Origin of the sequence: Cellulosimicrobium cellulans, assembly GCF_024124905.1 — a bacterium.
Classification (GTDB): domain Bacteria; phylum Actinomycetota; class Actinomycetes; order Actinomycetales; family Cellulomonadaceae; genus Cellulosimicrobium; species Cellulosimicrobium cellulans_G.
The window spans coordinates 384,252-410,601 of the sequence record NZ_JAMXST010000001.1; the positions used below are offsets into that span (position 1 = coordinate 384,252).

At 69.6% G+C, this 26,350-nt stretch carries 26 protein-coding genes, 1 tRNA gene and 1 pseudogene; 17 read left to right on the forward strand and 11 right to left on the reverse strand.

The window, feature by feature from the left end:
* Positions 1-24: 24 nt before the first annotated feature.
* The 5 genes from NHH00_RS01810 to NHH00_RS01830 are packed head-to-tail and all read left to right on the forward strand — an operon-like array spanning position 25 to position 5,700.
* Positions 25-1,356 carry a conjugal transfer protein TrbL gene (locus tag NHH00_RS01810; protein WP_026529669.1) on the forward strand — a complete coding sequence of 444 codons (1,332 nt, stop codon included), beginning with the start codon at positions 25-27 and terminating at the stop codon, positions 1,354-1,356.
* A gap of 6 nt (positions 1,357-1,362) precedes the next feature.
* Positions 1,363-2,829, forward strand: coding sequence for an SCO6880 family protein (locus NHH00_RS01815; protein WP_112266861.1), 1,467 nt, complete (start codon positions 1,363-1,365; stop codon positions 2,827-2,829).
* A 50-nt stretch (positions 2,830-2,879) separates the two neighbouring features.
* The gene (locus NHH00_RS01820; RefSeq protein ID WP_026529671.1) at positions 2,880-3,677 is read left to right on the forward strand and encodes a hypothetical protein; all 798 of its coding nucleotides are present in this window, start codon (positions 2,880-2,882) and stop codon (positions 3,675-3,677) included.
* A gap of 41 nt (positions 3,678-3,718) precedes the next feature.
* Complete coding sequence (locus tag NHH00_RS01825) at positions 3,719-4,186, forward strand: hypothetical protein (RefSeq protein ID WP_026529672.1); 468 nt, start codon at positions 3,719-3,721, stop codon at positions 4,184-4,186.
* Positions 4,183-5,700: an ATP-binding protein gene (locus NHH00_RS01830; protein WP_112266863.1), complete on the forward strand. Its 1,518-nt coding sequence runs from the start codon at positions 4,183-4,185 to the stop codon at positions 5,698-5,700. Before NHH00_RS01825 ends, NHH00_RS01830 begins: the two co-directional genes overlap by 4 nt.
* A 193-nt stretch (positions 5,701-5,893) precedes the next feature.
* On the opposite strand, the pseudogene NHH00_RS01835 reads toward NHH00_RS01830, so the two are convergent.
* Positions 5,894-6,268, reverse strand: a pseudogene (locus NHH00_RS01835) (GNAT family N-acetyltransferase); the annotation flags it as partial.
* Between the two features lie 23 nt (positions 6,269-6,291).
* Positions 6,292-6,639 (reverse strand): ArsR/SmtB family transcription factor, encoded by a 348-nt coding sequence (locus tag NHH00_RS01840; protein ID WP_112266865.1) that lies wholly within the window; start codon positions 6,637-6,639, stop codon positions 6,292-6,294.
* Between the two features lie 88 nt (positions 6,640-6,727).
* Here NHH00_RS01840 and NHH00_RS01845 point away from each other — a divergent pair, with 88 nt between their 5' ends.
* From NHH00_RS01845 to NHH00_RS01870, 6 genes are read left to right on the forward strand one after another with little or no spacing between them, the layout of a single operon-like run.
* Positions 6,728-8,047, forward strand: a complete 1,320-nt coding sequence (locus NHH00_RS01845) for an FAD-dependent oxidoreductase (protein WP_112266867.1) — start codon at positions 6,728-6,730, stop codon at positions 8,045-8,047.
* Positions 8,044-9,108, forward strand: coding sequence for a flavin-containing monooxygenase (locus NHH00_RS01850; protein WP_112266869.1), 1,065 nt, complete (start codon positions 8,044-8,046; stop codon positions 9,106-9,108). The genes NHH00_RS01845 and NHH00_RS01850 overlap by 4 nt, the downstream gene beginning before the upstream one ends.
* Positions 9,101-10,342 carry an MFS transporter gene (locus NHH00_RS01855; RefSeq protein ID WP_253049604.1) on the forward strand — a complete coding sequence of 414 codons (1,242 nt, stop codon included), beginning with the start codon at positions 9,101-9,103 and terminating at the stop codon, positions 10,340-10,342. Before NHH00_RS01850 ends, NHH00_RS01855 begins: the two co-directional genes overlap by 8 nt.
* Before the next feature lie 48 nt (positions 10,343-10,390).
* Positions 10,391-10,750, forward strand: coding sequence for a Cd(II)/Pb(II)-sensing metalloregulatory transcriptional regulator CmtR (cmtR, locus tag NHH00_RS01860; protein ID WP_007633539.1), 360 nt, complete (start codon positions 10,391-10,393; stop codon positions 10,748-10,750).
* Positions 10,747-12,654: a heavy metal translocating P-type ATPase gene (locus NHH00_RS01865; protein WP_253049606.1), complete on the forward strand. Its 1,908-nt coding sequence runs from the start codon at positions 10,747-10,749 to the stop codon at positions 12,652-12,654. The genes cmtR and NHH00_RS01865 overlap by 4 nt, the downstream gene beginning before the upstream one ends.
* Positions 12,651-12,959, forward strand: a complete 309-nt coding sequence (locus NHH00_RS01870; protein WP_013864598.1) for a hypothetical protein — start codon at positions 12,651-12,653, stop codon at positions 12,957-12,959. Before NHH00_RS01865 ends, NHH00_RS01870 begins: the two co-directional genes overlap by 4 nt.
* 135 nt (positions 12,960-13,094) lie before the next feature.
* Here the strand turns inward: NHH00_RS01870 and NHH00_RS01875 are convergent, their stop codons facing one another.
* From NHH00_RS01875 to NHH00_RS01910, 8 genes are all read right to left on the reverse strand, one after another.
* Positions 13,095-13,499, reverse strand: coding sequence for an arsenate reductase ArsC (locus NHH00_RS01875; protein WP_112266873.1), 405 nt, complete (start codon positions 13,497-13,499; stop codon positions 13,095-13,097).
* A 15-nt stretch (positions 13,500-13,514) separates the two neighbouring features.
* Entirely contained in the window at positions 13,515-14,516 is a 1,002-nt protein-coding gene (locus tag NHH00_RS01880) for a metalloregulator ArsR/SmtB family transcription factor (RefSeq protein ID WP_013864596.1), read from the reverse strand.
* Entirely contained in the window at positions 14,513-15,613 is a 1,101-nt protein-coding gene (arsB, locus tag NHH00_RS01885) for an ACR3 family arsenite efflux transporter (protein WP_112266874.1), read from the reverse strand. The genes NHH00_RS01880 and arsB overlap by 4 nt, the downstream gene beginning before the upstream one ends.
* Positions 15,610-15,936: a thioredoxin gene (gene trxA / locus NHH00_RS01890; protein ID WP_112266876.1), complete on the reverse strand. Its 327-nt coding sequence runs from the start codon at positions 15,934-15,936 to the stop codon at positions 15,610-15,612. The genes arsB and trxA overlap by 4 nt, the downstream gene beginning before the upstream one ends.
* Positions 15,933-16,907: a thioredoxin-disulfide reductase gene (gene trxB, locus NHH00_RS01895; RefSeq protein ID WP_112266878.1), complete on the reverse strand. Its 975-nt coding sequence runs from the start codon at positions 16,905-16,907 to the stop codon at positions 15,933-15,935. The genes trxA and trxB overlap by 4 nt, the downstream gene beginning before the upstream one ends.
* 88 nt (positions 16,908-16,995) lie before the next feature.
* Positions 16,996-18,687, reverse strand: coding sequence for a hypothetical protein (locus NHH00_RS01900; RefSeq protein ID WP_223172693.1), 1,692 nt, complete (start codon positions 18,685-18,687; stop codon positions 16,996-16,998).
* Between the two features lie 59 nt (positions 18,688-18,746).
* Entirely contained in the window at positions 18,747-19,076 is a 330-nt protein-coding gene (locus NHH00_RS01905) for a helix-turn-helix domain-containing protein (RefSeq protein ID WP_013864591.1), read from the reverse strand.
* Positions 19,073-20,161, reverse strand: coding sequence for a tyrosine-type recombinase/integrase (locus NHH00_RS01910; RefSeq protein WP_253049608.1), 1,089 nt, complete (start codon positions 20,159-20,161; stop codon positions 19,073-19,075). The genes NHH00_RS01905 and NHH00_RS01910 overlap by 4 nt, the downstream gene beginning before the upstream one ends.
* A 662-nt stretch (positions 20,162-20,823) precedes the next feature.
* Between NHH00_RS01910 and NHH00_RS01915 the strand changes: the two genes are divergently transcribed.
* The 6 genes from NHH00_RS01915 to NHH00_RS01940 all read left to right on the forward strand — a co-directional run bounded on the left by NHH00_RS01915 (position 20,824) and on the right by NHH00_RS01940 (position 25,960).
* On the forward strand, positions 20,824-21,180 hold the full coding sequence (locus tag NHH00_RS01915; protein WP_308202264.1) for a DUF4145 domain-containing protein: 357 nt from the start codon (positions 20,824-20,826) through the stop codon (positions 21,178-21,180).
* A 375-nt stretch (positions 21,181-21,555) separates the two neighbouring features.
* Positions 21,556-22,095 carry a hypothetical protein gene (locus tag NHH00_RS01920; protein ID WP_253049610.1) on the forward strand — a complete coding sequence of 180 codons (540 nt, stop codon included), beginning with the start codon at positions 21,556-21,558 and terminating at the stop codon, positions 22,093-22,095.
* Positions 22,096-22,148: 53 nt separating this feature from the next.
* Complete coding sequence (locus NHH00_RS01925; RefSeq protein ID WP_112268220.1) at positions 22,149-23,870, forward strand: type IV secretory system conjugative DNA transfer family protein; 1,722 nt, start codon at positions 22,149-22,151, stop codon at positions 23,868-23,870.
* An 80-nt stretch (positions 23,871-23,950) separates the two neighbouring features.
* A complete protein-coding gene (locus tag NHH00_RS01930; protein WP_374613867.1) occupies positions 23,951-24,538 on the forward strand; it encodes a hypothetical protein in 588 nt (195 codons plus the stop codon).
* A complete protein-coding gene (locus tag NHH00_RS01935) occupies positions 24,535-24,747 on the forward strand; it encodes a helix-turn-helix transcriptional regulator (RefSeq protein WP_026529681.1) in 213 nt (70 codons plus the stop codon). Before NHH00_RS01930 ends, NHH00_RS01935 begins: the two co-directional genes overlap by 4 nt.
* Positions 24,731-25,960 carry a tyrosine-type recombinase/integrase gene (locus NHH00_RS01940; protein ID WP_026529682.1) on the forward strand — a complete coding sequence of 410 codons (1,230 nt, stop codon included), beginning with the start codon at positions 24,731-24,733 and terminating at the stop codon, positions 25,958-25,960. The genes NHH00_RS01935 and NHH00_RS01940 overlap by 17 nt, the downstream gene beginning before the upstream one ends.
* A 207-nt stretch (positions 25,961-26,167) precedes the next feature.
* On the opposite strand, the gene NHH00_RS01945 is transcribed toward NHH00_RS01940, so the two are convergent.
* Positions 26,168-26,241 (reverse strand) — tRNA-Pro (locus tag NHH00_RS01945).
* Positions 26,242-26,350: the final 109 nt, after the last annotated feature.

The window sequence follows — 26,350 nt, forward strand, 5'->3', positions numbered from 1 at the left end:
GCCGGTCACCGCAGGAGATTTGAGATGGGTGTCTGCGACGTTCCCGTGATTTCGACCGTCTGCGACGTGGCGGGCGAGGCTGCCGCGACGGTCGTGGCTGCCCCGTTCGACTGGCTCGCCCAGGCGATGGGCGGCGCGGCCGGCTGGCTGATCGAGGCGATGTGGGCCGTGTTCGACACGACCACGCTGGTCGATGTCCAGACGGACGGGTTCACCAGCGTCTACAACCTGATCTTCGGCATCGGCGTCTTCCTCGTCCTGATCTTCTTCTGCCTGCAACTCATCACCGGGCTGATCCGCCGCGACCCGACCGCGCTGTCCAGAGCCGCGCTCGGCGCGGCGAAATCGGTGCTGGGCGCGTTCGTGGTCGTCACGCTGACCGCGCTCGCACTGGAAATCGTGGACCAGCTCAGCATCGGCATCATCCAGACGTCCGGCGAGACCACCGAGACGATGGGCGACAAGATCATCCTGCTCGCCGCCGGGCTCAGCGGCATCAACATCGCCGCGCCCGGCGTCGGCGCGATCGTCACGATCTTCCTGGCCGGGCTGATGATCGCCGCCGTCGCGATCGTCTGGTTCAGCCTGCTGATCCGCAAGGCGCTGCTGCTGGTCGGCGTGGTGCTGGCACCGATCGCGTTCGCCGGCGCGTCCTGGGACGCCACCAAAGGATGGATCGGGAAATGGGCGGCGTTCGTGATCGCCCTCATCATCAGCAAGCTCGTGCTCGTCGTCATCTTCTTGCTGGCGATCACGCAGATCGCCACCCCGATCGAGCTGGACATCGCCGCCGTCACCGAACCGATCACCGGCATCGTGCTCATGGGCATCGCGGCCTTCGCGCCCTACATGGTCTACCGCTTCGTGTCGTTCGTGGGCTTCGACCTGTACCAGCAGATGGGCACCGAGCAGGAGGCCAAGAACGCGCTCAACCGTCCCGTCCCGATCCCCTCCAAGCCCCAAGGCGGCGGCGAGCCCAAGAAGGTTCTCGAAGACCCCAATGACGGCGCGTCGGACGCAGGATCAGGTGGCACGCCTCCGCCGTCGCCCGCCCCGGCGCAGGCACCTGCCGCGGCCGGCGGTGAAACCGTGGGCGCCGAAGCCGGCGCCTCCGCCGCGGGCGCGGGACCGGCGGCAGCCGTCGTGGTCGGAGCGAAGGTCGCCAAGGATGCCGCCGAGGCCGGGCCGAAGGCCGGGCACGCGGTGGCCGGTCAGGCCGAGACCGCCGCCGACGCCGCAGGCGGGCAGAACGGCGGCACCCCGCCGCCGTCGCAGACGCCCCCGCCGTCCACGCCGCAGCCGAGGACGCCCACGGAGCCGTCCAACCCCACGGCATCGCCGTGGGGCAAGGAGTGACCACCCATGCCCACCACGGACCAGAAGACACCCGGTAGCGAGCTGACGCCGATGAAGTTCAGCCGACTCACCCGCCGAGGGGTGCTGCTCGGCCTCTCGGTCGCGCAGCTCATCACCCTCGGCATCGGCGGCCTGGCGCTGCTGGCCGCGTTCTACGGCGGCGCCGGGATGCTGCTGGTCTACACCGCCCCGGTCTGGCTGCTCGCGGTCGTGCTGACCTGGGTGCCCATCGCTGGGAGGCCGATGGTCGAATGGCTCCCTGTCGCGCTCTGGTGGCTGTGGCGCTCCACCGGCGGGCAACTGCTCTACCGGCGGCGGATCGTCAAGCCCCGCCCTGCCGGAAGTCTCGCGCTGCCCGGTGACATGGCCCGGCTTCGGGAGCACCTGGACCCCGAGACCGGGGCGTGCATGATCCACGACCCCCGCCAGGCAACCTTGACGGTCGTGACGGAAGTGACCCATCCGGCATTCATCCTGCTCGACCCCGGCGAGCAAGAGCGCCGCGTCACCTCCTGGGGGCGAGTGCTCGCCACGGTCTGCCGGTCCGGGCGGATCGCGACCCTGCAAGTGCTCGAACGAACCCTGCCCGACTCCGGTAGCGGGCTGGCCGAGTGGTGGGCCGAGCACGGCACCGACGACGGCTCCTGGGCCGCGACCACCTACCGCGAACTGATCGAGCGGGCCGGCCCCGCCGGGGAACGGCACGCCACCACGGTCAGCCTCTCCCTGGACATGAAGGTCGCCTCCCAGCAGATCAGGACCGCCGGCGGCGGCATCCGCGGCGCCGCCGCGGTGCTCCGGCAGGAGATGGCGACGCTGGTCGCCGCGCTGCGTTCGGCGGACTTGACCCCTTCGGGGTGGCTCGGCCCCGGTCAGGTCGCGGTCATCCTCCGCTCGGCGTATGACCCGGCCGTGGCCGCCACCTTGGAGCGCCACGGGCGGCTCGGGCAGGAGCTCGCCGCCGCCGGCCCGGTCGCGGTCACCGAGACCTGGGGCAACCTGCGCACCGACTCCGCCTGGCACACCGTGCTGTGGGTCTCGGAGTGGCCCCGCAGCCTCGTCTATCCGGGGTTCCTCGCGCCGGTGCTGCTCTCCACCGGCATCCAACGGGCTGTGTCGCTGATCTACACCCCGATGCGCTCGGACCAGGCGGCCCGCGACATCCGCAAGAAGAAGGTCGAACACATCTCCGATGCGGCCCAGCGCGCCCGAATCGGGCAGATCGAGGACGCCGCGCAGACCGCCGAATACCAAGACGTTCTCCAGCAGGAAGCCGACCTGACCGCCGGCCACGGGATTCTACGGGTCTCCGGGCTCATCTCCGTCTCCGCCCCCAGCGTCGACGAGCTGGAAGCCGCAGTCGCCGCGATCGAACAAGCCTCGATCCAAGCCTCCTGCGAGACCCGAAGGCTCGTCGGCCAGCAAGCCGTCGCGTTCACGGCGGCCGCGCTGCCGCTGTGCCGCACGGTGTGACCGGCGCGCTCACCTGGCAGGCATCCCACCCTCGTTGAAGGAGGCCCGTGATGCCGACATACACGAACCCGACCAGCGACGCCAGCGATGCCTACGAGGCGTTGCGCGGTCTGGCTCACGCCAGCCGTAGCTTCGAGGACCCGTCCGAGACCTACGTGGTGATCGGTGAGCTGTTGGGCGGGCTGCGATCGCTGCGGCAGGTGCTCGACCAGCTCGCCGCCGCCCATCTGAGCCGGCAGCATCACGTCACCGACGAGTCCCGCGAGTACAGCGGCGGTGCGGCCGAGGCGCTGGCCGCAGCGGATGAGCTGCACCAGGCCGGCACGCTCATCGACCAGGCCGACGACCGCCTGAGCGCGGCCATGACCCACTCGGGCCGGATCGTGTGGAACCCGCAGGACCGGATGGTGGAGCGGTGGGTTGGCGTCGTGTTCCTCCAAGGCGAGGAAACCGACCGGGTGATCGACCTCATCGACGCCCACGGGGTCGAGGCGGGGATCGAGCATCTGTCGGCGTGGGACTACGGCGAGGAGACCACGAACGCCGCCTTGGAGAACGGCGACGTTCACGACACCGCCCCGGTCTATCCCGGTGACCGGCAGGCCGAGACCGGCGACTACGCGATGACCTACAACGCGATGGCCGGGCACGTCGCCCTGTACCGGCGGCACCTGATCCGTGCCGAGGACGCCATCGACAAAGAAGCAGGGGCGCACGTCCCGGCCCGCCGCCCGACGACAGGCCGTGAGCGAGAGACGGCCGGGCGGCGTAGCGCCGTCCGTGACGGGGGCTGGTTCGAGCATCCCGGCGTCGCCGCCGTCAAGCAGGCCCGCGGGCTGTCGCTCTGACATAGCCACCACGGAGACGTGCCGGCGCGCACCTGCCCGCCATGAACAGCGCAGACCCCACCGCTTCGATGTCCCGGCACGTCGGGACGCTCACCTTGACCGTCTGGCCGGACTCGCCGCTGGGCGAGCACCAGCGATATGCCTACCGCATCGAGGACACCGCGACCGGGCAGACGCTCGTCGGCCGGGACCTGTTCACCGGCGCCGGAGCGCCGGTCGCCCCGGACCGCGCGATGCGCGACCTCGCCGCCTTCCTGGCAGCGGCCGGCGACGCCCGCCAGTACGCCATCGACAACCCCGGCAGCAGGCCCGAGCATGAGTGCCTGTTTCCCGGATGGGTCGCGGAGGCCGCTCGCCAGAACGCGGACGCGCTGGCACCGCTCGGCATCGAGGGCCCGCCGCAGCCCAAGCCGGACATGCCACAGCAGCCTCGCCCGGCGCCGGACTCGTCATGGTTCGACCGTCCCGCCGGCGGTTGGGTCTCCGGGACGCGGGGGCGGTCGTTGTGAGCCGGGGCGAGAAGCTGCACACCGCTGTCCTCGTCACTCCCGCCTCGGAGCGGCGCCGGCTGCGCAAGCAGCGGCGGCAAGCCGCCGCCCGCCTCGTCGCCGAGCAGCGTCACGTCGAGAAGGAAGCGGCCCAGGCCAAGGCCGCCGCCGAACGGGCTGAACGCCGTGCCACGGTCTACCTGCCCGCCGCCGGCGAGCCCGGCCCGGCCGCGCTGAGGACACCGGGCCGCTTCCGGGTGGCCCGGCATCAGGACACCAGCGCCGTGCTCGCCGGGCAGTACCCGTTCCTGGCCGAAGCCGGGCTCGGAGCCGCGGGAATCTTCATCGGCCAAGACCTCTACAGCGGCTCCTCGTTCGTGTACGACCCGTGGGAGTTGTACCGCAGGGGCATCATCACCGCGCCGAACCTGATCTTGGCGGGGATCGTCGGCTCCGGGAAATCGTCGCTCGCCAAGAGCCTCTACACCCGCAGTCTGCCCTTCGGGTACCGCGTCTATGTCCCCGGCGACCCCAAAGGCGAGCACTCCGGCGTCGCCGAAGCAGTCGGCGGGAAAGCGATCATCCTCGGGCACGGGATGGGCAACAGGCTCAACCCCTTGGATGAGGGCTACCGGCCCGGCGGCCTGTCCGACCAGGAGTGGGCCACCACCCTCGCCGCGCGACGCCGCGATCTGCTCGGAGCCTTGACGGAGACGGTGCTGGATCGGCGGTTGGCGCCGTTGGAGCACACCGCGATCGACACCGCCCTGGCCGGCGCGGTCCGCGACGCGGACGTGCCGATCCTGCCGATGGTGGTCGACCGGCTGCTGCGCCCCGACCCTGCCGACGACCCGGACGGCCGGCTCACCGAGGACGGCCGCCAGGTCGGCCACGCGCTGCGCCGCCTGGTGGCCGGGGACCTGGCCGGCCTGTTCGACGGGCCGAGCACCGTCAGGTTCGACCCGTCGCTGCCGATGGTCAGCCTCGATCTTTCGCGCGTCACCGAGAACAGCACGTTGATTTCGGTGCTGATGACCTGCTCGTCGGCATGGATGGAAGCCGCCCTGCTCGACCCCAACGGGGGCCGCAGATGGGTCGTCTACGACGAGGCATGGAGGCTCATGTCCCACCCGGCGCTCCTGCGCAGGATGGACGCCCACTGGCGTCTCGCCCGGCACTACGGGCTGGCCAATCTCTTGGTGTTCCACAAGCTCACCGACTTGGAGAACGTCGGCGATGCCGGATCGGCGAACCGGGCGCTGGCGAACAGCCTGCTGGCAAACGCGGAGACGAGGATCGTCTACCGGCAGGAGACCGATCAGCTCGGCCCCACCGCCGTCGCGCTCGGGCTGACCGGCACCGAACGCCGCCTGCTGCCCGGACTCGGCACCGGGCAAGGGCTCTGGCGGATCAAGGACCGGGCCTTCGTCGTGCAGCACCAACTCCACCCCGCCGAGCTCGCCGCGTTCGACACCACCGCCCGCATGACCGGCATTCCCCGCAAGTTGAGGAATCCTGAAGTCGATTTGGCGTGAAGATGCGGGTTGAGAGGTCGCTGGAGCAGGTGTGAGTGTGCATGTTCACGGAAGATGCAGCCTCAGCGTGGCTTCCTGCGGGATCAGCAGGGGTGCGGCGTTCGACGAGGATGGTGTCGCGCCAGCGGCCGGCGTGCGGCCCGTAGTCCATGCGGGCGATGCGTTCTCGTCTGCCGACGGTGCGGAATCCGGCGCGCTCGTGGAGGCGCAGGCTTGCGGTGTTGTCGGGGAAGATTGAGGACTGGACCGTCCAGATGCCCGCGTGGTCGGCGACGGCAAGGAATGCGGCCAGGAGCCTGGAGCCGACGCCCTGTCCTGCAGCATCGGGGTGGATGTAGATCGAGTGTTCGACGACGCCCGCATAGGCGGTCCGCGTTGAGGTGGGGGCCGCGGCAACCCATCCGTTGACCCGATCTGCGGAGTCGAGGGCTACCAGGCTCAGCTCGGAGCGTTTGCAAGTGATGAACGCGGCCCAGTTCGCGGGCGGCACAGCTTCGAAGGTGGCGTGCCCGGTGGCGATCCCGGCTTGGTAGATGCTCGCGACCTCGGGCCAGTCGGACTCGACCATCGGCCGGAACCGGGAATCTGGCGTCAGGAGAGGAACGCCCGCGCGGCGCCGGCGAGCGTGTCGGTTGTGGGCTGGTAGTAGGCCCACTTACCGCGTTGCTCGCGGGTCACGAGACCGGCTTCGACGAGGAGTTTCATGTGGTGTGACACGGTCGGCTGCGACAGTCCGACGGGTTCGGTGAGGTCGCACACGCACATCTCGCCCTCGCTGCTGCCGACGATCATCGCCATGAGCTTGACCCGGGTGGGGTCGCCGAGCGCTTTGAACACCCGGGCGAGCTGCTGCGCGGTCGCGTCATCGAGCGGCTGCCCGGGGATGCAGCAGGTCGAGGCTTCGGGGGTGCTCTCGATGGTCGCGGGAAGGGCGTTCATGGCTCCATTCTGCCCTACGCATTGACATCTGTCGATACGTGAGGCAGGCTCGTTCACATTGAAGAACGTCAATGCATGGAGGTTGGGTATGGTTTCCGTCGTCGTTATCGGTGCGGGCCCGCAGGGGCTCGCAGCGGCCGCGCATCTACTGGAACGCGGATTGAACCCGCTCGTGCTGGAGGCCGGTGATGGTCCGGGGGCAGCTGTTGCGGAGTGGGGGCATGTGCGGCTGTTCTCGCCGTGGACGGAGCTCACCGATGCGGCATCTCGTCGCCTGCTGGAGCCGACGGGGTGGGTGGCGCCGGAGAAAGGCTATCCGACCGGGGCGCAGTGGATCGAGGGGTATCTCGCCCCGCTTGCGGACGCGCTGGGCGACCGGGTCCGGTATGGGGCTCGTGTGGTCGGAGCGGCGCGCAAGGGGCGGGATCTCGCGGTCGATGCCGGGCGAGCGGAGCAGCCGTTCGTCGTGCACGTCCGCCGCACGGATGGTGGGCAGGAGCGGATCGAGACCGACGCGGTGATCGACGCGTCGGGCACCTGGTACACCCCGAATCCCGCGGGTGCTGACGGTCTCCCCGCGCTCGGCGAGGAGGCTGCAGTCGATGCGGGGCTGGTGGAGCATCGCATGCCCGCGATCGACGATGCCCTGGGCTTGGCCGGTCAGCATGTGGTGGTGGTCGGCAACGGTCATTCTGCTGCGACGACGATCGGGATACTGTCGCGGGTAGCGAAGCGGGTGCCGGGGACGCGGATCAGCTGGGTGCTGCGCCGCGGCACGGTCGGCAACACGTTCGGCGGCGGGAGCGGGGACGAGCTGCCCGAGCGCGGTGCGCTGGGTCAGCGGGCGAAGAAGGCGGTCGAGGACGGGCTCGTGGATCTCGTCACCGGGTTCCGTACCGAAGAGGTGACGGTCGAGGACGGGCAGGCTGTGCTCCTCGCGGAGGACGGCCGCCGTTTGGAACCGGCATCGCGCGTGTTCGTCGCGACCGGGTTCCGGCCTGATCTGTCGTTCCTGTCCGAGATCCGGCTCGGTCTCGACATGCGGTTGCAGGCTCCGGTGAAGGTCGCTGTCGAGGTGGACCCGAACCTGCATTCGTGCGGCTCGGTCCGTGCCACGGGAGCTGCAGACCTCGCGCATCCGGAGCCGGGGTTCTACATCGTGGGGGCGAAGTCGTACGGGCGGGCGCCGACGTTCCTGGCTCTGACCGGGTTCGAGCAGGTCCGCAGCGTCGTCGCGGCGATCGCCGGCGACCGTGAGGCTGCCGCGCGCGTCGACCTCGTCCTGCCGGACACTGGGGTGTGTGGCGGGTCTGGCCTGTTCGACGCCCCGGACGATCAGGCGGCCTCGGGTTCGTGCTGCGCGCCTGGTCCGCAGCTGGTCCAGATCGGCGCGAGGGCGGACGGATGAGTCGGGGCCGCTTGCTGGTCGTCGGTGGCGGGCAGTCTGGCCTCGCTGCCGCCCGCACCGGACGCGACCGGGGCTGGGAGCCGGTCGTGCTGGAGGCCGGCCCGGAGCCGGTGGGGTCGTGGCCGTGCTACTACGACAGCCTGCGCCTGTTCTCCCCACGCCGGTTCAGTTCCTTCCCCGGGTACTCGTTCCCCGGCGACCCGGACGGCTACCCAGGGCGCGACGAGGTCGTCGAGTACCTGCGCGGATACGCCGACCAGCTCGGCGTCGAGGTCCGGACCAATGCCCGCGTCGTCGACGTCACCGCCGACGGGCCGGCGTTCACGGTGGAGCTGGCTGACGGGAGCAGCCTGGTCGGCGACGCGCTCGTCGCTGCCTCCGGTTCGTTCGGCAATCCCCACGTGCCGGCGATCCCCGGCAGGGAGGCATTCGAGGGGCGGGTTCTGCATGTGGCCGACTACCGGTCGCCGGAGGAGTTCGCCGGGCAGCGGGTCGTGGTCGTCGGGGCGGGCAACTCCGCCGTGCAGGTGGCCCACGAGCTCGCCGAGCACGCGGAGACGTCGCTGGCGGTGCGGGACCGGGTCCGGTTCGCGCCGCAGATGATCGCCGGACGCGACCTGCACTGGTGGCTGCGCCTCACGCGCGCCGACCTGCTCCCGCCATCGGTCCTCGAACGGCTCGTCACCGGCACCCCGGTGATTGGGACCGACACGTACAAGCGGGCGCTGGAGGCGGGCCGGCCCGACCAGCGGCCCATGTTCACCGCGTTGTCCCCGGACGGGGTCGTGTGGCCTGACGTCTCCCGGGAGCAGGTCGACGCCGTGATCTTCGCGACCGGCTACCGGCCGCACCTGACCTACCTGACCTCGCTCGGCGTCCTCGACGGGGCCGGCAGGCTCCGGCACGACCGCGGTGTCTCGACCGCGCTGCCGGGGCTGGGCTTCCTCGGTGTGGAGTTCCAGCGGTCGTTCTCCTCGAACACGCTGCGCGGGGTGCACCGCGACGCCCAGCACGTCGTCGACGCCCTGACCAGGCTGCCGCGGGGTGCCGCCGTTGCCTGAGCCCGGACCCCGCCCGTCGCTCGGCGCGGTGCTGGCGGCCCTGTGCGTAACCGAGATCGTCTCCTGGGGGCTGCTCTACTACGCCTTCCCGGTGCTCGCGCCGCGGATCAGCGCCGACACCGGCTGGTCCACGGTGGCCGTCACCTCGGCGTTCTCGGCGGCACTGGTGGTCTCGGCGCTGGTCGGGGTGCCGATCGGCCGCGTCATCGACCGGCGCGGACCGCGGCTGGTCATGACGGTCGGGTCGGCCCTCGGGGTCCTGGCTCTCGTGGTGATCGGCACGGCATGGAGCCTGCCGGTCTTCGTCGCCGGCTGGGTGCTGGCCGGGGCCGCGATGGCCGGGGTGCTCTACCCGCCGGCGTTCGCCGCGATCACCGGCTGGTTCGACGCACGCCGCCTCGGGGCACTGGCCACCCTGACGCTCGTCGCGGGCCTGGCCAGCACGGTCTTCGCGCCGCTGACGGCGACCGCCGGCGAGCAGCTGGGCTGGCGGGCGACCTACCTGTGGGCGGCAGCCACCCTCGCCGTCGTCACAGTGCCGGCCCACTCGCTCCTGCTGCGACGCCCCTGGCCCGCGCGCGGGCATCGCGACGCGCCCGCCACCGACAGCGCCCATGCCGTCGCGGTCCTGCGCAGCGCGCGGTTCTGGCTGCTCACGGGCGGTTTGACCGCGGCGTCGCTGGCCATGTACACGGGCCTGCTGGCCCTGGTCCCGCTCATGCTCGAGCGCGGCCTCGACGCCCGGGCCGCAGCCTGGGTGCTCGGCCTCGGGGGCGTCGGCCAGGTCGCCGGACGCCTCGTCTACACCGGCCTGGCGCACCGGGCCTCGCTGACCGCGCGCACCGCCGCCGTGTTCATCCTGGTGACTGCGAGCACGCTGGTCCTGGCCGTGGTGCCGGGCCCGGTGGGCCTGCTGATTGCGGCGTCGATGCTCGCCGGAGTCGGCCGCGGGATCGCCACGCTGCTGCAGGCGACCGCGATCACCGACCGCTGGGGAGAGCGCGCCTACGGCCACCTCTCCGGCGTCCTCGGCCTCCCGGTCCTGCTGGCCGCTGCCCTCGCCCCGTTCGCCGGGGCCGTCCTCGCCGAGGTGACCGGGAGCTACGCGAGGGCATTCGCTGTCCTGACCGCCCTGGCTGCAGTCGGGACGGCCCTGATGATCGCCAGCGCGTGGACGAGGGCCTGCGCGGAGCAGCCACTCCTCCCGCCGCGTGGCGTTCATAGTCGAAGTTGAGGTTATCGGAGCCGACAATAGGTCAGCGTTCACTGTATAGTTCAGTGTATGCTGACTATTGCTTCGCGTCTTGACGTCATGAACCGGCTGGGCCGGGCCATGGCGGATCCGACGCGCTCCCGGATCCTGATGACCCTGCTGGACGGCCCGAGCTACCCGGCCGTGCTCTCGCGCGAGCTGGAGCTGACGCGCTCGAACGTGTCGAACCATCTGACCTGTCTGCGCGACTGCGGGATCGTGGTCGCCGAGCCCGAGGGGCGGCAGACGCGCTACGAGATCGCCGACCCGCACCTCGCGGCGGCGCTCACGGCGCTGGTGGACGTGACGCTGGCCGTGGACGAGCACGCGCCGTGCGTGGATGCCGAGTGCACGGTGCCGGGCTGCTGCGGGACGGGAGCGGGCGCGTGAGCGCGGCGTGCGGCTGCGACGAGCCGGAGACCCGGGTCGGCGAGGAGGCCGAGGAGGAGCGGTCGTGGTGGCGTGACCGCGGGATCATGGTTCCGGTGTTCTCCGGCGTCGCCTTCGGCACGGGCCTGGTCCTGGAATGGACGGGTGCGGAGATCCCGGCGCTGGTGGCGTTCTGGATCGGCCTGCTGCTGGGTGCGTCGACGTTCACGCCCGGCGCGGTCCGCAAGCTGTTCACGGGCAAGCTGGGCATCGGGCTGCTGATGACGATCAGCGCGGTCGGCGCGGTGGTCCTCGGCTACGTCGAGGAGGCCGCGGCGTTGGCGTTCCTGTACTCCATCGCCGAAGCGCTGGAGGACAAGGCCATGGATCGCGCCCGCGGCGGGCTGCGGGCGCTGCTCAAGCTGGTCCCGGAGACCGCGACCATCCGGCGGGATGGCGCGTCCGTGGAGGTCGCCGCGAAGGATCTGGCCGTTGGTCAGCTGATGCTCGTGCGTCCGGGTGAGCGGATCGCGACCGACGGGATCGTCCGCACGGGCCGGTCGAGCCTTGACACCTCGGCGATCACCGGGGAGTCGATCCCGGTGGAGGTCGAGCCCGGCGACGCGGTGTCGGCCGGGGCGATCAACACCGCCGGTGCCCTGGAGGTCGAGACGACCGCGGCGGGCACCGACAACTCGTTGACCACGATCGTGGAGCTGGTCGAGCAGGCGCAGGCCGAGAAGGGCGACCGCGCCCGCCTGGCCGACCGGATCGCCCGGCCGCTCGTGCCTGGCGTGCTGATCCTCGCCGCCCTCGTCGCGATCATCGGCTCGCTGCTCGGCGACCCGGAGCTGTGGATCACCCGCGCCCTCGTGGTGCTCGTCGCCGCGTCGCCGTGCGCGCTGGCGATCTCGGTCCCGCTGACCGTCGTCGCCGCGATCGGCTCGGCGAGCAGATTCGGCGTGATCATCAAGTCCGGCGCGGTCTTCGAGCGGTTCGGCGTGATCCGCCACGTCGCCGTCGACAAGACCGGCACCCTCACCCGCAACGAGCCCGCCGTCACCGCCGTGCTCACCACCGAGGGCGTGACCGAGGCGCAGGCGTTGGCGTGGGCTGCGTCGCTGGAGCAGCATAGCACCCACCCGCTGGCCGCCGCGATCACCGCCGCCGCCCCCGGAGCTCCCGCCGCCTTGGACGTGACCGAGCAGGCCGGGCACGGCATCGAAGGCAGCATCGACGGGGCCAGGGTCACCGTCGGTAGCCCCCGCTGGCTGGACGCGGGGACGCTCAAGGACCAGGTCGCGGGCTTGGAGGAGCAGGGCATGACCGTCGTGATCGTGCACCGCGACGACGCCCCGGTCGCCGCGGTCGGTGTCCGCGACGAGCTGCGCCCCGAGGTCCCAGAGGTGGTCCGCACCCTCGCCGCCCAGGGCGTCGGGGTGACGATGCTCACCGGTGACAACGCCCGCACCGCCCGGGCGCTGGCCGCGCAGGCCGGGATCGAGGACGTGCGCGCCGAGCTGCGCCCGGAGGACAAGGCCACCGCGATCAGCAAACTGGGCGGGCACGGCTCGGTCGCGATGATCGGCGATGGCATCAACGACGCCCCCGCCTTGGCCGCCGCGGACATCGGCATCGCGATGGGCGCGACCGGCTCCGACGCCGCGATCGAGTCCGCCGACGTCGCCTTCACCGGCCACGACCTCCGGCTCCTCCCGCGGGCGTTCGACCACGCCCGTCGCGGCAGGCGCATCATCAACCAGAACATCATCCTGTCGCTGCTGATCATCACCGCCCTGCTCCCGCTGGCCCTGTTCGGCGTGCTGGGGCTGGCCGCGGTGGTGCTGGTGCACGAGATCGCCGAGGTCGTCGTCATCCTCAACGGGCTCCGCGCGGCTCGGACCCGAAAAGAGCGGATCGCATGAAGGTCGAACTGTTGCACATCCTCGACTGCCCGAACACGGACATCGCCGAAGCCAACGCGCGTGCTGCGCTGGACGCAATCGGATTTGTGGACGTGGCCGTCGAACTGGTAGCCATCCGGACCGAGGCCGAAGCGACGAATTCTCCGTTCGGAGGATCACCCACGCTCCTAGTCGACGGCGTCGACCTGTTCCCGACCGCACCGGTCCGCTCGCTCGCGTGCCGCGTCTACTCGACGGAAAGCGGATTCGCCGGAGCGCCCACGCCGGAGCAGATCGAAGCAGCGCTGCGAGGCGCTTCTCGATAGAGCGACAACCACTGGGGACGCAATTAGCGGGCCACACCCGCGGCACAACGATGTTCCCCGCATGGATCGAGCTCCCTCAAGAGCATGGGAGGGGCAAGCGCCGATGTTGCTTGCCCCTCCGGCGCTCACACTCCCTCAGACGAGCAGCTCTACCAAGAGCGCTTCGATGCGCCCCTTGATCTCGTCGCGGATCGGGCGCACCGCCTCGATGCCCTGTCCGGCGGGGTCGTCGAGCTTCCAGTCCTCGTACCGCTTGCCCGGGAAGAACGGGCAGGCGTCGCCGCAGCCCATCGTGATCACCACGTCGGAGGCCTGCACCGCCTCGGTGGTGAGCACCTTCGGCTGCTCGGCGGTGATGTCAATCCCTTCCTCGCGCATGGCTTCGACGGCCACGGGGTTGATCTGCTCGGCGGGCATGGACCCGGCCGAGCGGACCTCGATGCGGCCTGCGGCGAGGTGGCGGAGGTAGCCGGCGGCCATCTGGGAGCGGCCGGCGTTGTGGACGCAGACGAACAGGACAGAGGGCTGCTGAACGGTCATGAACTTTGGCTTCTTTCAGTCGGTGAGGGTCGCGAGGAGGGCGCGGACGCGGGACTCGATGTCGTGTCGGATCGCGTCGACCCCTTGCGGGGAGGCGAGGGCGGGGTCGCCGACGGCCCAATCCTCGTAGCGGACACCCGGGATGATCGGGCACACGTCGCCGCAGCCCATCGTCACCACAACGTCCGCGGCGCGGACGGCGTCGTCGGTCAGCGGCTTCGGGAACGCATCCCGAGCCTCCTGCTCGCCTTCGATCTCGACGAGCAGGGAGCGCACGTGCGGGTGCAGGTCCGACGCCGGGGTCGAGCCTGCGGAACGGGCGATCACTCGGCCGTCGGCGAGCTGGTTGACGATGGCGGCGGCGAGCTGGGAACGGCCCGCGTTCTGCACGCACACGAACAGCACCTGCGGCACCCCCGAAGACCGATCCCGGGTGAGGTCGGCGAGGCGCTGGCGGGCGAAGCGCTCGGTCAGCGGGATCATGTGCTGCGTCAGCTTCGCCGACCGCACCAGGCCCGCGTAGGACTCGCGCACGATCGCGATCACGACATCACGGTGCAGCCCGGTCAGCTCGTTGGCCAGTTCCTCGGCGAGCCGGGTCACGCGGGCGTCCATCTGCCGCAACGCTTCAACTCGCGCCTGAGCGTCCTCCGGCTCGTCGGCGACTGCCGCTGGTGCGAACGCGTCGAGGAGGGCCGCGACGGCGCGCTGCTTGCCCGGCGCGATCCGGTACCAGACCCACGTACTGCGCCGCTCGGACCGCAGCATCCCGGTCTCCTTCAACACCTTCAGATGGTGGGAGACGGTCGGCTGGGACACGTCGGCGAGCTCCGCGAGATCGCACACGCAGGACTCGCCGCGCGGGTCGGTCGCGATCGCGGACAGCATCCGCAGCCGCAGCGGATCCGCCAGCGCCTTGAGCGCCCCGGCCACAGTCGCAGCTGCGTCGGCGCCGATCGCGTGCATCGCGGAGGGCGCGCACGCCTCGGCGTCGGGAAGGACAGCGGTGTCGGTCATGACGTCCTCGATTCGATCGTGGATTCGGTGGCGTAGGGGTCCGTGCGGAACCAGGCTTTCGCCGCCCAGAGCGAGACGTAGACCAGCCCCACCAACACGGGCACCTCGATGAGCGGGCCGACGACCCCCGCCAAGGCCTGCCCGGAGGCCGCGCCGAAGGTGCCGATGGCGACCGCGATGGCCAGTTCGAAGTTGTTCCCGGCCGCGGTGAACGCGAGCGTCGTCGATCGCGCGTAGCTCAGGCCGATGCCCTTGCCGAGCAGCAGCCCCGCGAACCACATCAGCCCGAAGTACACCAGCAAGGGAAGTGCGATCCGGGCGACGTCCATCGGCCGGGAGGTGACCTGTTCGCCCTGGAGGGCGAACAGCAGCACGATCGTGAACAGCAGGCCGTACAGCGCCCACGGCCCGACCCTCGGAAGGAACGTCTCCTCGTACCAGTCGCGCCCCTTCCGCTTCTCGCCGATCCACCGCGAGGCGAACCCCGCGGCGAGGGGGACGCCGAGGAAGACGATCACATTCAGCGCGATCTGCCAGACCGAGATCTCCAGCCCTTGCGTGTCCAGCCCCAGCCAGCCCGGCAGGACGGTGAGATAGAACCAGCCCAGCAGGGAGAACGCGACGACCTGGAACACCGAGTTGATCGCCACCAGCACCGCGGTCGCTTCCCGGTCACCGCAGGCCAGATCGTTCCAGATCACGACCATCGCGATGCAGCGGGCGAGCCCGACGATGATCAGCCCGGTGCGGTACTCGGGCAGATCCGGCAGGAAGATCCAGGCCAGGGCGAACATCACCGCCGGCCCCACGAGCCAGTTCAGCACGAGCGAAGAGACCAGGAGCTTCTTGTCTTCGGTGACGGCGGCGACCTTGTCGTAGCGGACCTTCGCGAGCACCGGATACATCATCACCAGCAGGCCCAGCCCGATCGGGACCGAGATCCCACCGACCTCCATCGCGGACAGCACGTCGGAGAGCACAGGCACGAACCGGCCGAGGAGGAGACCGGCGACCATGGCGAGGCCGATCCACAGCGGCAGCCACTTGTCGAGTGTGGAGAGCCGTTTCGGTGCGGTGCGGGTCACGGTGTCGGTCATGCGAGCAGCTCCTCGATCTTCGTCGCGTAGACGGGCTTCGGGTGCGCGCCGATCAACACGTCCACCCGTTCCCCGTTCCGATAGAACCCGAGGGTCGGGATCGAGGTCACGCCGGCCGCGGTCACGGTCTCGAGGTTCTGATCGGCATCGACCTTCACGATCTTCACCCGGTCCGCGTACTCACCGGCGAGCTGGTCCAGGATCGGGGCGACCGCCTTGCATGGCCCGCACCAGGCCGCCCAGATGTCGACCACGACGGGCAGCTCGGAGTCGAGCACCTCGGCCCGGAACGTGGCGTCGGTGACGGGGGTGACGGTGCTCATGCGGAAACCTCCAGAACAGGTGCGGAAACGGTGGCGGGAGCAAGGTTCGACAGGTAGTGCTGGGCGTCCTGCGCGGCCGCGCAGCCGGTGCCCGCGGCGGTGATCGCCTGCCGGTACGTGTGATCGACGAGATCCCCGGCCGCGAACACCCCGGCCAGGTTCGTCCGCGTCGACGGGTGCGCGACCCGCACGTACCCGTCCGCGTCGGTGTCGACCTGGCCGGTCACGAGATCTGAACGCGGGTCGTGCCCGACCGCGACGAACACCCCCGTCGCGTCGAGTCTCCGCTCGGTCCCAGTGACGCTATCGCGCAGCGTGAGCCCGGTGACCTGCTCGTCGCCGAGGATCGCGGCGACCTCGCTGTTCCAGGCGACCTCGATCTTCGGGTCGTCCAGCACGCGCTGCGCCATGATCTTCGACGCCCGGAACTCGTCCCGGCGGTGCACGACGGTCACTTTCGACGCGAACCGGGTGAGAAACAGGGCCTCCTCCATCGCGGAGTCTCCGCCGCCGACCACGGCGATCTCCTGGTCGCGGAAGAAGAACCCGTCGCACGTCGCGCACCAGGACACTCCGTGCCCGGACAAGCGGTCCTCCTCGGGGAGGTCGAGCTTGCGGTACGCGGAGCCCATCGCCAGGACCACCGCCCGCGCCCGATACGTGGCCCCGGCACCGGTCTCGATGATCTTCACGTCGCCGTCGAGGTCGAGGCGGGTCGCGTCGTCGTAGACGATCTGAGCGCCGAACCGTTCAGCCTGCGCCCGCATCGACTCCATCAACTCCGGACCCTGCACACCATCGACGAAGCCGGGGAAGTTCTCCACCTCGGTCGTCGTCATCAACGCCCCGCCCGCGGTCACCGAGCCGGCGATCACGACCGGGGCAAGCCCCGCACGAGCAGCGTAGACCGCCGCGGTGTACCCGGCGGGACCGGACCCGACGATGACCAACTCGACCTCTTGATTCGACATGTATCTATATTGACGCTTCTCGAAGCACGCGGCAAGTCGGCGAGGCGCATCTGGGTGGTGTTTGCCGAAGGTTCATCTTCCGAGGCGGCTACGCACTGTCGGCCGTGATGTTCTGCGGTCCCGTGGCGGTGTGGGAGTAGCGCAGCGCGGTCTCGATGCCGATGCCGAAGAGGTCGCAGATGCGCCTGAAGTCGCCGCCGGTCTGCTCGACCTCGTAGAGAATCCGGTCGGTGCGCAGGGCCTGGGCTGTCACTCCGGCCTTCTTCCAGGGGAAGTTCCGGCCGGGCGGTGAGAGACGGGGCGCGGTCTGGACGGTGACGAGCAGGTAGGGGTTCTTCGTTTCCGGCCAGCGCTGGGCACGGTGGTCGAGCCACGCGCTCAGGCGGACGCGGACAGGTTTCGCGAGCGGGATGAAGCGGACGTCGGGCATTCGCAGACGTCCGTCGATGATGTCGGTGAGTTGGATGTGCTGGACCTGCTGCGTGGTCAGGGCGTGGAAGGCGACGAGCGAGACGGCCAACGCCACTGCGGGGTCGGGGTCGACCAGGGCGTCCCGGATCGCCGTGGGCTCCATCGGCAGCGGTGTGTTGCGCCGCGGGCCGCGCAGCGGGATCGCATTCGTCGGGTCGGTGAAGACCTGCTTGCGGCCGCGCAGGATCGTGAACAGACTGCGGAAACCGAGCATCATGGTGTGACGGCGCGAGGGGTCGTCAGGGAGGGCGGCGAGGATGTCTTCGGTGCTGATCCCTGCGAGGCTGGTGCGCCCGTCGTCGACCCAGCGAGTGATCGCGGGGAGGATGCCGTACATCTGGCCTTTGACGGTCATCGTGTCGCGGGGCTGACGGCGCGGCGGGGTCTTGGAGCCGTCGACCATGATGTCGCGCCAGACCTCGAGCTGGGATCGCATCGGCTCAGGAAGGGCATGGGTCTTGCGTTCGAAGAGCTTGGTGAACGAGGGCACCCGATCGTCGATGAGGAGCCCGGCGTCTTCGAGGACTTCGATGGTGGAGCGGATGTTGCTGCCGTCGTCGTAGCTGCGCATCGCGAGGATGTCAGAGGCGCGAAAGCGCAGATTCGCGCCGGGGAACACGAGCTGCAGGACTTTCAGGGTGCGCCTGACCTGGTTGGTCTGTCGCTTGCTCCAGGCGTACTCGCGGGCTCGGGCGTAGAGGAAGTGGTCGGTGCGGCTGGTGATGTCGCGCAGCCGGATCTCGTTGGAGCGCTGACGGAGGCGTTCGGGGTCGGGGTCGATATGAAACAGGACCGGCTGGTAGCTGGCGGGAACCGGCGGCGGCGTGTTGATGACCTTGAGCGCTTCGCGGATGCTCATCGCCATCGGTAGGTGGAGTTCTGCGGGCTGACGGGAGTCGTTCATCGAGGCGAGGAAGAGCTGCTGGCCGTACGTGCGGGCCGCGTCGAGGTCGAGCGGTTCACCAGGCGTCTGGTGGTAGCGGGCGGTTTCCAGGCAGAGGCGGCAGTAGCCCTGCTCACCGATGGTGACCTCGCGGTGACAGGAGACGCACTCGCCCTGCGGGTAGTGCGTGAACCACCAGCGGCACTTCCAGCACCGCCAGTTGCGTTGCCGGTAGACGCCCCAGGCGAGGCAATCGCGGCAGGAGCCGATGAAGCCGGGGCTGCCGGGGTGACAGTGGGCGCAGAGTCCTTGGCTGTAATACTCGGTTGATCCGCACTTGCTACAGGCCGGCGGTGTGAACGGGCCGCCGGGGATGCAGTCGTAGCAGAAGTCGATTCGGGGTGTGAGCCACGCGGCCGGCTTCACCCCGCACGCAGTGCAGGGCAACGGCGGACTCAAGGGTCCGTTCGGGCCGCGTGCCGGACTCATAGCGGCGGCGCCGGCCGATCGTTCTTCGGACCGAACCGGGGCGCGACCATATTCGTGCTCCCACTCGCTTCTACCCGCCGACGGGCGCCGGGCTTGCGTGCTCGGACCTTCTCGGGCTCGGGCACGAGAAGATCAGTCGGCTCGCAACCGAGGACATGGCAGATGACATCGAGATCGTCCAGTCGGATCGTGGTCGGGGTGCCCGTCCACAGCCCGGACATCTTGCCCTGGCTGATCTCTAGCCCGGCGTCGGCGAGCATCCGCCGCAGTTCCGCCGACTTCCAGATGCCGCGCTCGGCGGCCTGGACTCGCAGGTTCCATTTCATCGCGTGGTCATCCCTTCAAATCGGTCTTCCAGCCGTTGGTTGGCTTGCATCCACGAGTCCTCGACGTGCTCGCCCGGGACGTGGATGTACTGCGTCGTGGTCGAGAGCCATTGGTGCCCCAGCAGCTCTTGCAGCGCTTTCAAGTCCATGCCCGCCAGATACAATGATGACGCGCAGTAATGGCGGAGCACATGCGGCGTCATCCGTCCTCCGGCCCAGGCGGGCAAGAACCGTTCAGTCGCTCGGGTCAGGCCCCGCCGGAGCACGTCGTCGCTGGCCCGCCACGAACGACCGAGTTCGTGGTCGAACCGCTCGGACGGGATCATCGGGGCATCCGGGTTGTCCCAGTCGGGGCCGAAGCGGTGTCGCAGATCGCCGAGCCACCAGTCGATGAGCTTGTCCGCCCCGTTGATCGCAGGCACCAGACGCTGCTTCGACCCTCGTCCCCGCGAGCCTTTCCCGAACCGGACATGCAGGTTACCCAGCGCCCCGAGATCGGGCCGCCAGTCACGGATGTCGAGTTTCGTGCTCTCCGTGATGCGCACCCCGACCCTGCGCCAGAGCGACGCAGCGAAGTAGTTCCTCGCGGCGGGCAGATAACGTCGCTCATCTTGGAGCGAGGCGGCCCACCCGCCGAAGAGCCGGCCGATCTCCGCATCGGACGGCGGCACACGGACCTTGCCCAGCGACGAGCCCGACTGCCGGTTGTACTCGTCGACGGGCTGCTCGATCACCCAATCGGTCAGCGCATTGATGTCGCCCTGGTAGCGGGCGATGGCGAAGTCGTAGAACTGCGCGATCGCGCCCGCCTTGCTCGCCCGCGTCGTGACCGCCAACCCAGCCCGACGTAGCCCGGCCAGAAAAGCGTCCGCGTCGGAGGGCCTTGCTTGCCACAGCGGGACGTCGAGATGGTGACGGAACTCGAACACGACTGCTCTGGACTGCGCGATGTAGCCGTCGCTGAGCCCGGCGGCAGCCATCGCGAGAGCGTACTGGTCGATGATCTCCTGCTCGAAGTCGGCAGCATCCTCCTCGGACCGCCAGCCCCTGGCAGTTCCGACACCCCGAACCGCAGCGAGCTTCATCACTCCGCAGCTTCACGAATCATGACTATGCATCAAGAATACTGCAAAAGTGTCAGGAATCATGATGATTCGTCAGAATTCTCGACAAGCGGTAATTCCGTTGCAGCGGCGGGCGGAGCGCACCTGCGAGGCATGAACCTCGGTCAGAAAGATGCGGCTCTAGAGATAAAAGGCTAGAGCCGTCGCCCGCGATCGATTCCCGTTCTACGCCTGTCCGCATAGCGTCCCGCTTACGCTGGAAGCATGGCTGTGGACCCCGCACTTTCCGAGCTCGCTCGCCCGATTGAGGACGGACAGCCGTGGCCGCGGCCTGCGTGCCCCAAGTGCCAGACCGGATACATCGGATTCTCAGCGCCCACCGAGGATGAAGGACACGATTCAGCTTCCGCGCGCAACCACCCTGCGTTCGAGCCGGAGTGGATTTCCGGCACGTTTGTCGTCCGCGGTCAGTGCGAGAATCCCGAGTGTCGACAGGCTGTGCACGGCACGGCGACTATCGCGTGGACTACTCCCACAGGTCGAACCGCGATGATTTCGAGTACCAAGGCATCGCCTATTCCTCGTACTACACTGTGACGCACCTGCATCCGCCGATGCTGATAATGCCGATCCCGAGATAGGCACCCGACGAAGTAAGAGAGGGTGTGCTGCGCGCTTCTCGCGTGCTTTTCGCTGATCCTGGTCTGGCCGCGCCTGCGCTGCGTGCCACGGTGGAACGGTTCTTGACTTCAGAAGGAATCTCTGCAACTCGACCATCTGGGCAATTTCGGAACGCGCACGAACGTATCAAAGAGTGGCGTGATGCTGACCCAGACCGTCCAGCGGTGGCCGATCTCTTCTTCGCCGTCAAATGGCTCGGAAACGTCGGAACCCACGAGGACTCGGACTTAACCACTATGGAGGTGCTGGACGGAGCCAGAGTGCTCGACGAGGCGTTCCACCGACTCTTCACTGGCCCGGATATCGATGCCCAAGCACGAACCATAAACGCGGCCAAGGGGCCATCGCGGCAACCTTGAGCAACGATGGCCAAACCAGGGCTAAGTGACTCAACCTCTGAGTCTGTAGACCGTCTCACCCGTGTTGACATCGACCACACGGCCGTCATCGCGCACGCGAAACCGTGTCTCGCCGGAATTGGCATCCACCACTCTGCCGTCGTCGCGGACACGGAATGATGTCTCCCCAGTGTGCGCGTCAACCATCCGGTTGCCGCGCACGCGAAACCGTGTTATCACCCGAACTCGCACTGACCGCCCGGCGGCCGTCCCAAGTTTCATCACTCATACGAAGAGCCTGCCAGAGACGTCCGACATTCCTCCGTACGCGGCAGAGGTTCGACCTGCACGGCTCGTACGTGCGCGCGGACGCCCAGGAGCGCCACGCATGCTCTCATGGCGGCGTTGGCTCACCTCGACGCTATGAGGAAGCCCGAGCCTGAGCCCGTCCCGGTGTCCATTCCGCTCGTCGTGCTCGATGTGCGCGAGGACGGCACCGTGACCGTCACCGTCGACGGGAAACGGTTGGACCCTGACCCTTTCGCGCCGCCGTGGCGGCGCTCCTCGTTCGGGCAGATCATCGACCGCGCCACGAACGACCGGACGACACCGGCGAGGGTCGAGGTCCGCGAAGCGGACGGCACGACGTTCACCGACATCGTCGCCGCCCGCCGCCGGCGTTCCCGCCCCGAGCCCGAACCGGAACCGGCGGCGCAGGCCGGGCCGGTGTTTCACACCGTCGAGGGCAAGGGGTTCGTTCCGGGCGAGGACGTGGCGGTCGCAGTCGTCACCGGGCACACCGACGCCGCCCACTCCGGCACCGCGCGCGCCCTCATCGACCCAGCCGGGAACGGCGCCGACCGGACCGACGAGGTCATCGAGGTCATCCTGTTCGGCCGGGTCTCCGGCACCACGATCATCCGGCGAGTGCCGTGAACGAGCAGGGCCGGCAGACCGGCTCGTTCGGGGACGAGCTGACCAACGCCGCGATGATCGGGCTGGTCGTCCTGTTCGGCGTCGCGCTGATCCTGCGCGCCGCGGGATCGGTGGCCGCGTTCCTGACCGGCACGCCCCAGCCGGCCGGCGATCCCGCTTCCGGGGTCGGTGTGCTGTTCCACCCTGGTGATCCCGGCGCGGCGCTCGACGCGGACGGCCTGAACCCGGTCGTCTACTGGATCGTCGCCGGGCTGCTGCTCGCCGGCCTCGTGACCGGCGGGCTATGGGCGTGGCTGCGGTTGCGCCGCCACACCCACCGGATCGAGACCGACCCGCGCCGCATGGCCGGGATCGCCACACGGCACGAAGTCGCCGCCGCTGCGTCTGAGAAGGCGCTGCTGCGCCGCGCGGGAAACCTGCGCCCCGGCCTGGCTGACCCGAAGCCGGCGGACGTGGGCTACCGGCTCGGCACCTCCAAGGGCACCGGCGTGTGGGCGTCGGTCGAGGACTCGATCATGGTGATCGGGCCGCCCCGCTCCGGGAAGGGCCTGCATCTGGTGATCCCGGCGATCCTCGACGCGCCCGGCGCCGTCGTCGTCACCTCGACCAGGCCGGACAACCTCACCGCGACCATGCGCGCCCGTCGCAGGATCGGCCCCGTCGCGATCTTCGACCCGCAACACTTGGCCGAGGGTCTGCCCGCCGGTCTGCGCTGGTCACCGATCCGGGGCTGCGAGTCGCCGCAGACGGCGATGATCCGCGCCACCGGGCTCGCCGCCGGCACCGGCCTGTCCGCAGGCGGCGTCGACGGCGGAGGCTTCTGGGAGGGCAAGACACGGGCCGCGCTCCAAGCCCTGCTGCACGCGGCAGCGATCGACCATCGGCCGCCCGCCGAGCTGTTCAGGTGGACTCTCGATCCGACCGCGGCCGCTGACGCGGTGGCGATCCTGACCGGCTCCACGCAGGCTGCGACCGGGTGGGCCGAGTCTCTGGAAGCGATGATCGACTCCGACCCCCGCACCCGCGACTCGATCTGGCAGGGCGTCTCCTTGGCTCTCGGCTCCCTCGCGGACCCGCGCGTGCTCGACGCCGTATCGCCCGGCCCCGGTGAGGGCTTCGATCCCGAAGCGTTCATCCGCGACCGCGGCACGTTGTTCCTGCTGGCAACCGGGTCCGGTGCGGGAGCCAGCGCCGCGCTGGTCGCCGCGCTCGTGGAAGACCTCATCGAGACCGCCCGCCGCCTGGCCGCACGGTCGGCCGGTGCCCGGCTCGATCCGCCGATGCTGCTGGCCTTGGATGAGATAGCCAACCTCTCGCCGTTGCCGTCGCTGCCGACGCTGATGGCCGAAGGCGGCGGGTCGGGGATCACGACCATGCCGGTGCTCCAATCGCTCGCGCAGGCGCGGGACAAGTGGAACGAGCACCAGGCGAACGCGATCTGGGACGCCTCGATCGTCAAGGTCATCCTCGGCGGGGCTTCCAACAGCCGGGACCTGCAAGACCTGAGCGCCTTGGTCGGCGAACGCGACGAATACACCGACTCCGTGACGCTGGGCGACCACGGCACCCGCTCCAACCAGCGGTCCGTGCGCCGGGTGCCGATCTTCCCGCCCGACCGCATCCGCCGGCTCCCGTTCGGGACCGGGATCGTGCTGCTGCGCTCCGCGGCCCCGATCGTCACCGACCTGCACCCCTGGCCCAAGCGTCCCGACGCCGGCCAGCTCGCCGCCGACCGTGCCGAGATCGAAGCCCTGCTCCGTCGTTCCGGCACCTGAACGCCGGTCGCGGCACGGAGCACCTGCCCGCCACAACGGCCCGGCACGAACCGGCGCCGGAGAGCAGACAGGAGCCCAGCATGTCCGACGAACCCGGTGGCGACGCCACGACGAACGATGTTCCCGACTCGGATGTGGACCAGATGGACGACGACGGCTACGACGAGCCGCTGATCGCCGAGCCGCCGCACCCGATCAACTGGAACCTGCTGAGTGCCGAGGACGCCGAGGCCGAGTGGTTGGAGCTCAACCGCTGGGTGGACTGGCTACGCCACACCTACGGGCTCCCCGCCTCCGTGATCCCGCCCACCTGGCACATGCACCCGGAGCTGCTGTGGGAGCTGAGCGCGCTGCACCTTCACTGGCTCTGCGCCTACGACCCGGACCAGAACGGCAGCGCACCGCTCGGCTGGCACCGCGACTTCGCCGACGCCCGCCAGCGGCTCCGCGAATGGGTCGCCGCCTGCGGCACCCGGCTCGACCACGACCGTCCCACCCGGCAGACTGTCTGGCCCGGCGAGGAACCCGGCGACCCGATCGAGGACATCCCGATCACCGACCGCGACGCCGAGTTCGTGGAGTTCGTCATGGCCGACGTCCAGGCCCGCCGCGAGGCAGAGGAAGCGTTCTACCGCGACCTCGACCCGGACACCGGAGAAGTGTCGTGAGCGACAAGACCGAGGCACTCGTCTCGCCCCTGCTGGACAGCCGTGAGGTCGCCGCGTACTTGAAGGTCTCGGAGTCCACCCTGTCGCGGTGGCGCTCGGCCGGCACGGGGCCGCCGTTCCTGCGGCTTGGCGGGATCGCCCGGTACCGGCTCGACGCCGTGGACCGCTGGCTGAGCGAGCTGGAACACGACCGTGCCCCGCAGAGCTGAACCGCAGCCGACCGCCGAGCCCAAGCCGGTCCCGCCGATCGGCGTGAAGGTCTCCACAGACATGGAGCGCCGCTCCTACGGCATCCGCGCCCGAGCCCGGTGGACCGACCCGACCACCAAGCGGCGTGTCATCCGCTCGGAAATCGTGCGAGACGAAGCGGCCGCGCACGCGTTCTTCGACCAGCTCCGCAACTCATCGACCAAGGGCATGGACGTGTCCATGACGCTGCTGGAGTTCGTCACCTCCATCGGCGACCGGTGGGCGCGGGGCCTGGACCCGACCTCCACCGGCGAGACCTACGGGTACGGGCTGAAACTGCGCGTGCTGCCCGCGCTCGGGCACCTGCCGGTCACCCAGATCACCGCCGGGATCATCGACCGCACCATTGATGAGTGGGAGCAGCGTCACGGCGCGTCGACCATCAAGAACACCATCGCCCCGCTCGTGCGGGTGCTCGATGAGGCCGTGCGGGACGGGCTGATCCAGATCAATCCTGCGAAGAACCGCGCCAAGCGGAGCCTGAACCGCAACGCCTTCCGCGGCCAGTCCGCCGAACACACCTCCCCACGGGCGCACGCAATCCCGGACATGAAGACCCTCAACCGCCTCGCCAGGGCGTGCGGCAAGGTGCATCAGTCCTACAGCGACTTCGTGATGCTCGCCGCGCTACTCGCCGCACGGTCCTCGGAGGTCTCCGGGTTGCAGGTCGGGGACGTGGACTACGGCAAGAACCTCGTCGTGATCCGCCGGCAGGTTTTCCCCGGCAAAGGCGGCCTGGTTACAAAACCGACCAAGAGCCGCAAAGAACGCCGCGTGCCGATCCTCGAACCACTCCGGCCAGTGCTCGAACGCCTCACCGACGGGAAGGAGCCCGAGGACTCGTTGCTGGTCGGCCCGAAGGGCGGCTATCTCACCACCGCGACCGTCCGCGACGCCACCAACTGGGACGGCATCGTCGCGAAGCTCGGACTGCCCGACCTCACCCGGCACGGCCTACGCCACACCGGGGCAACCTGGATGGCCGACGCGGGCATCCCGCTGCACGTACTGCAAGACATCCTCGGGCACGCCTCGATGGAGACCACGCGCGGCTATCTCCACCCCGACGACCGCCACCTCGCCTCCGCCGCCGAGCAGGCCAACGCCTTCCTCTCCACCGCCGGACAACGCAAGAACGCCCGGCGCAGCAGCCCCGCGACCAGGGGCCTGTGATGCGCTCCGACGCCCGCGGGAGTGCTCCCGGAAGCGTTCTGGTCCCCTTTTGGTCCCCTTATCCACAGGACGCGGGTTCTGGGCGATCAGTTCGTCCACAGGCGACCACCGGCGAGAGCGCCGGGGGACCAGAGGGGGACCACAGAGAACGACCCCCGGACATGATGAAGCCCAGGCGAGAAACCTACTCTCACCTGGGCTTTTACGTCGGGCTGACAGGATTTGAACCTGCGACCCCCTGACCCCCAGTCAGGTGCGCTACCAAGCTGCGCCACAGCCCGTGGCATGGATTTTCAGTTGTTCAGGCCGACCAGAGCGGGGTAAACCCCTTAACCCCCAGTCAGGTGCGCTACCAAGCTGCGCCACAGCCCGTGGCTGGATCACTGGGCC

Excerpts from the sequence above, each read along its gene's own strand:
- NHH00_RS01810 (WP_026529669.1), top strand. The coding sequence starts at position 25 with ATGGGTGTCTGCGACGTTCCCGTGATTTCGACCGTCTGCGACGTGGCG.
- NHH00_RS01815 (WP_112266861.1), top strand. The coding sequence starts at position 1,363 with ATGCCCACCACGGACCAGAAGACACCCGGTAGCGAGCTGACGCCGATG.
- NHH00_RS01820 (WP_026529671.1), top strand. The coding sequence starts at position 2,880 with ATGCCGACATACACGAACCCGACCAGCGACGCCAGCGATGCCTACGAG.
- NHH00_RS01825 (WP_026529672.1), top strand. The coding sequence starts at position 3,719 with ATGAACAGCGCAGACCCCACCGCTTCGATGTCCCGGCACGTCGGGACG.
- NHH00_RS01840 (WP_112266865.1), bottom strand. The coding sequence starts at position 6,639 with ATGAACGCCCTTCCCGCGACCATCGAGAGCACCCCCGAAGCCTCGACC.
- NHH00_RS01845 (WP_112266867.1), top strand. The coding sequence starts at position 6,728 with ATGGTTTCCGTCGTCGTTATCGGTGCGGGCCCGCAGGGGCTCGCAGCG.
- NHH00_RS01850 (WP_112266869.1), top strand. The coding sequence starts at position 8,044 with ATGAGTCGGGGCCGCTTGCTGGTCGTCGGTGGCGGGCAGTCTGGCCTC.
- cmtR (WP_007633539.1), top strand. The coding sequence starts at position 10,391 with ATGCTGACTATTGCTTCGCGTCTTGACGTCATGAACCGGCTGGGCCGG.
- NHH00_RS01870 (WP_013864598.1), top strand. The coding sequence starts at position 12,651 with ATGAAGGTCGAACTGTTGCACATCCTCGACTGCCCGAACACGGACATC.
- NHH00_RS01875 (WP_112266873.1), bottom strand. The coding sequence starts at position 13,499 with ATGACCGTTCAGCAGCCCTCTGTCCTGTTCGTCTGCGTCCACAACGCC.
- NHH00_RS01880 (WP_013864596.1), bottom strand. The coding sequence starts at position 14,516 with ATGACCGACACCGCTGTCCTTCCCGACGCCGAGGCGTGCGCGCCCTCC.
- arsB (WP_112266874.1), bottom strand. The coding sequence starts at position 15,613 with ATGACCGACACCGTGACCCGCACCGCACCGAAACGGCTCTCCACACTC.
- trxA (WP_112266876.1), bottom strand. The coding sequence starts at position 15,936 with ATGAGCACCGTCACCCCCGTCACCGACGCCACGTTCCGGGCCGAGGTG.
- trxB (WP_112266878.1), bottom strand. The coding sequence starts at position 16,907 with ATGTCGAATCAAGAGGTCGAGTTGGTCATCGTCGGGTCCGGTCCCGCC.
- NHH00_RS01905 (WP_013864591.1), bottom strand. The coding sequence starts at position 19,076 with ATGAAATGGAACCTGCGAGTCCAGGCCGCCGAGCGCGGCATCTGGAAG.
- NHH00_RS01910 (WP_253049608.1), bottom strand. The coding sequence starts at position 20,161 with ATGAAGCTCGCTGCGGTTCGGGGTGTCGGAACTGCCAGGGGCTGGCGG.
- NHH00_RS01920 (WP_253049610.1), top strand. The coding sequence starts at position 21,556 with ATGGCGGCGTTGGCTCACCTCGACGCTATGAGGAAGCCCGAGCCTGAG.
- NHH00_RS01925 (WP_112268220.1), top strand. The coding sequence starts at position 22,149 with ATGATCGGGCTGGTCGTCCTGTTCGGCGTCGCGCTGATCCTGCGCGCC.
- NHH00_RS01930 (WP_374613867.1), top strand. The coding sequence starts at position 23,951 with ATGTCCGACGAACCCGGTGGCGACGCCACGACGAACGATGTTCCCGAC.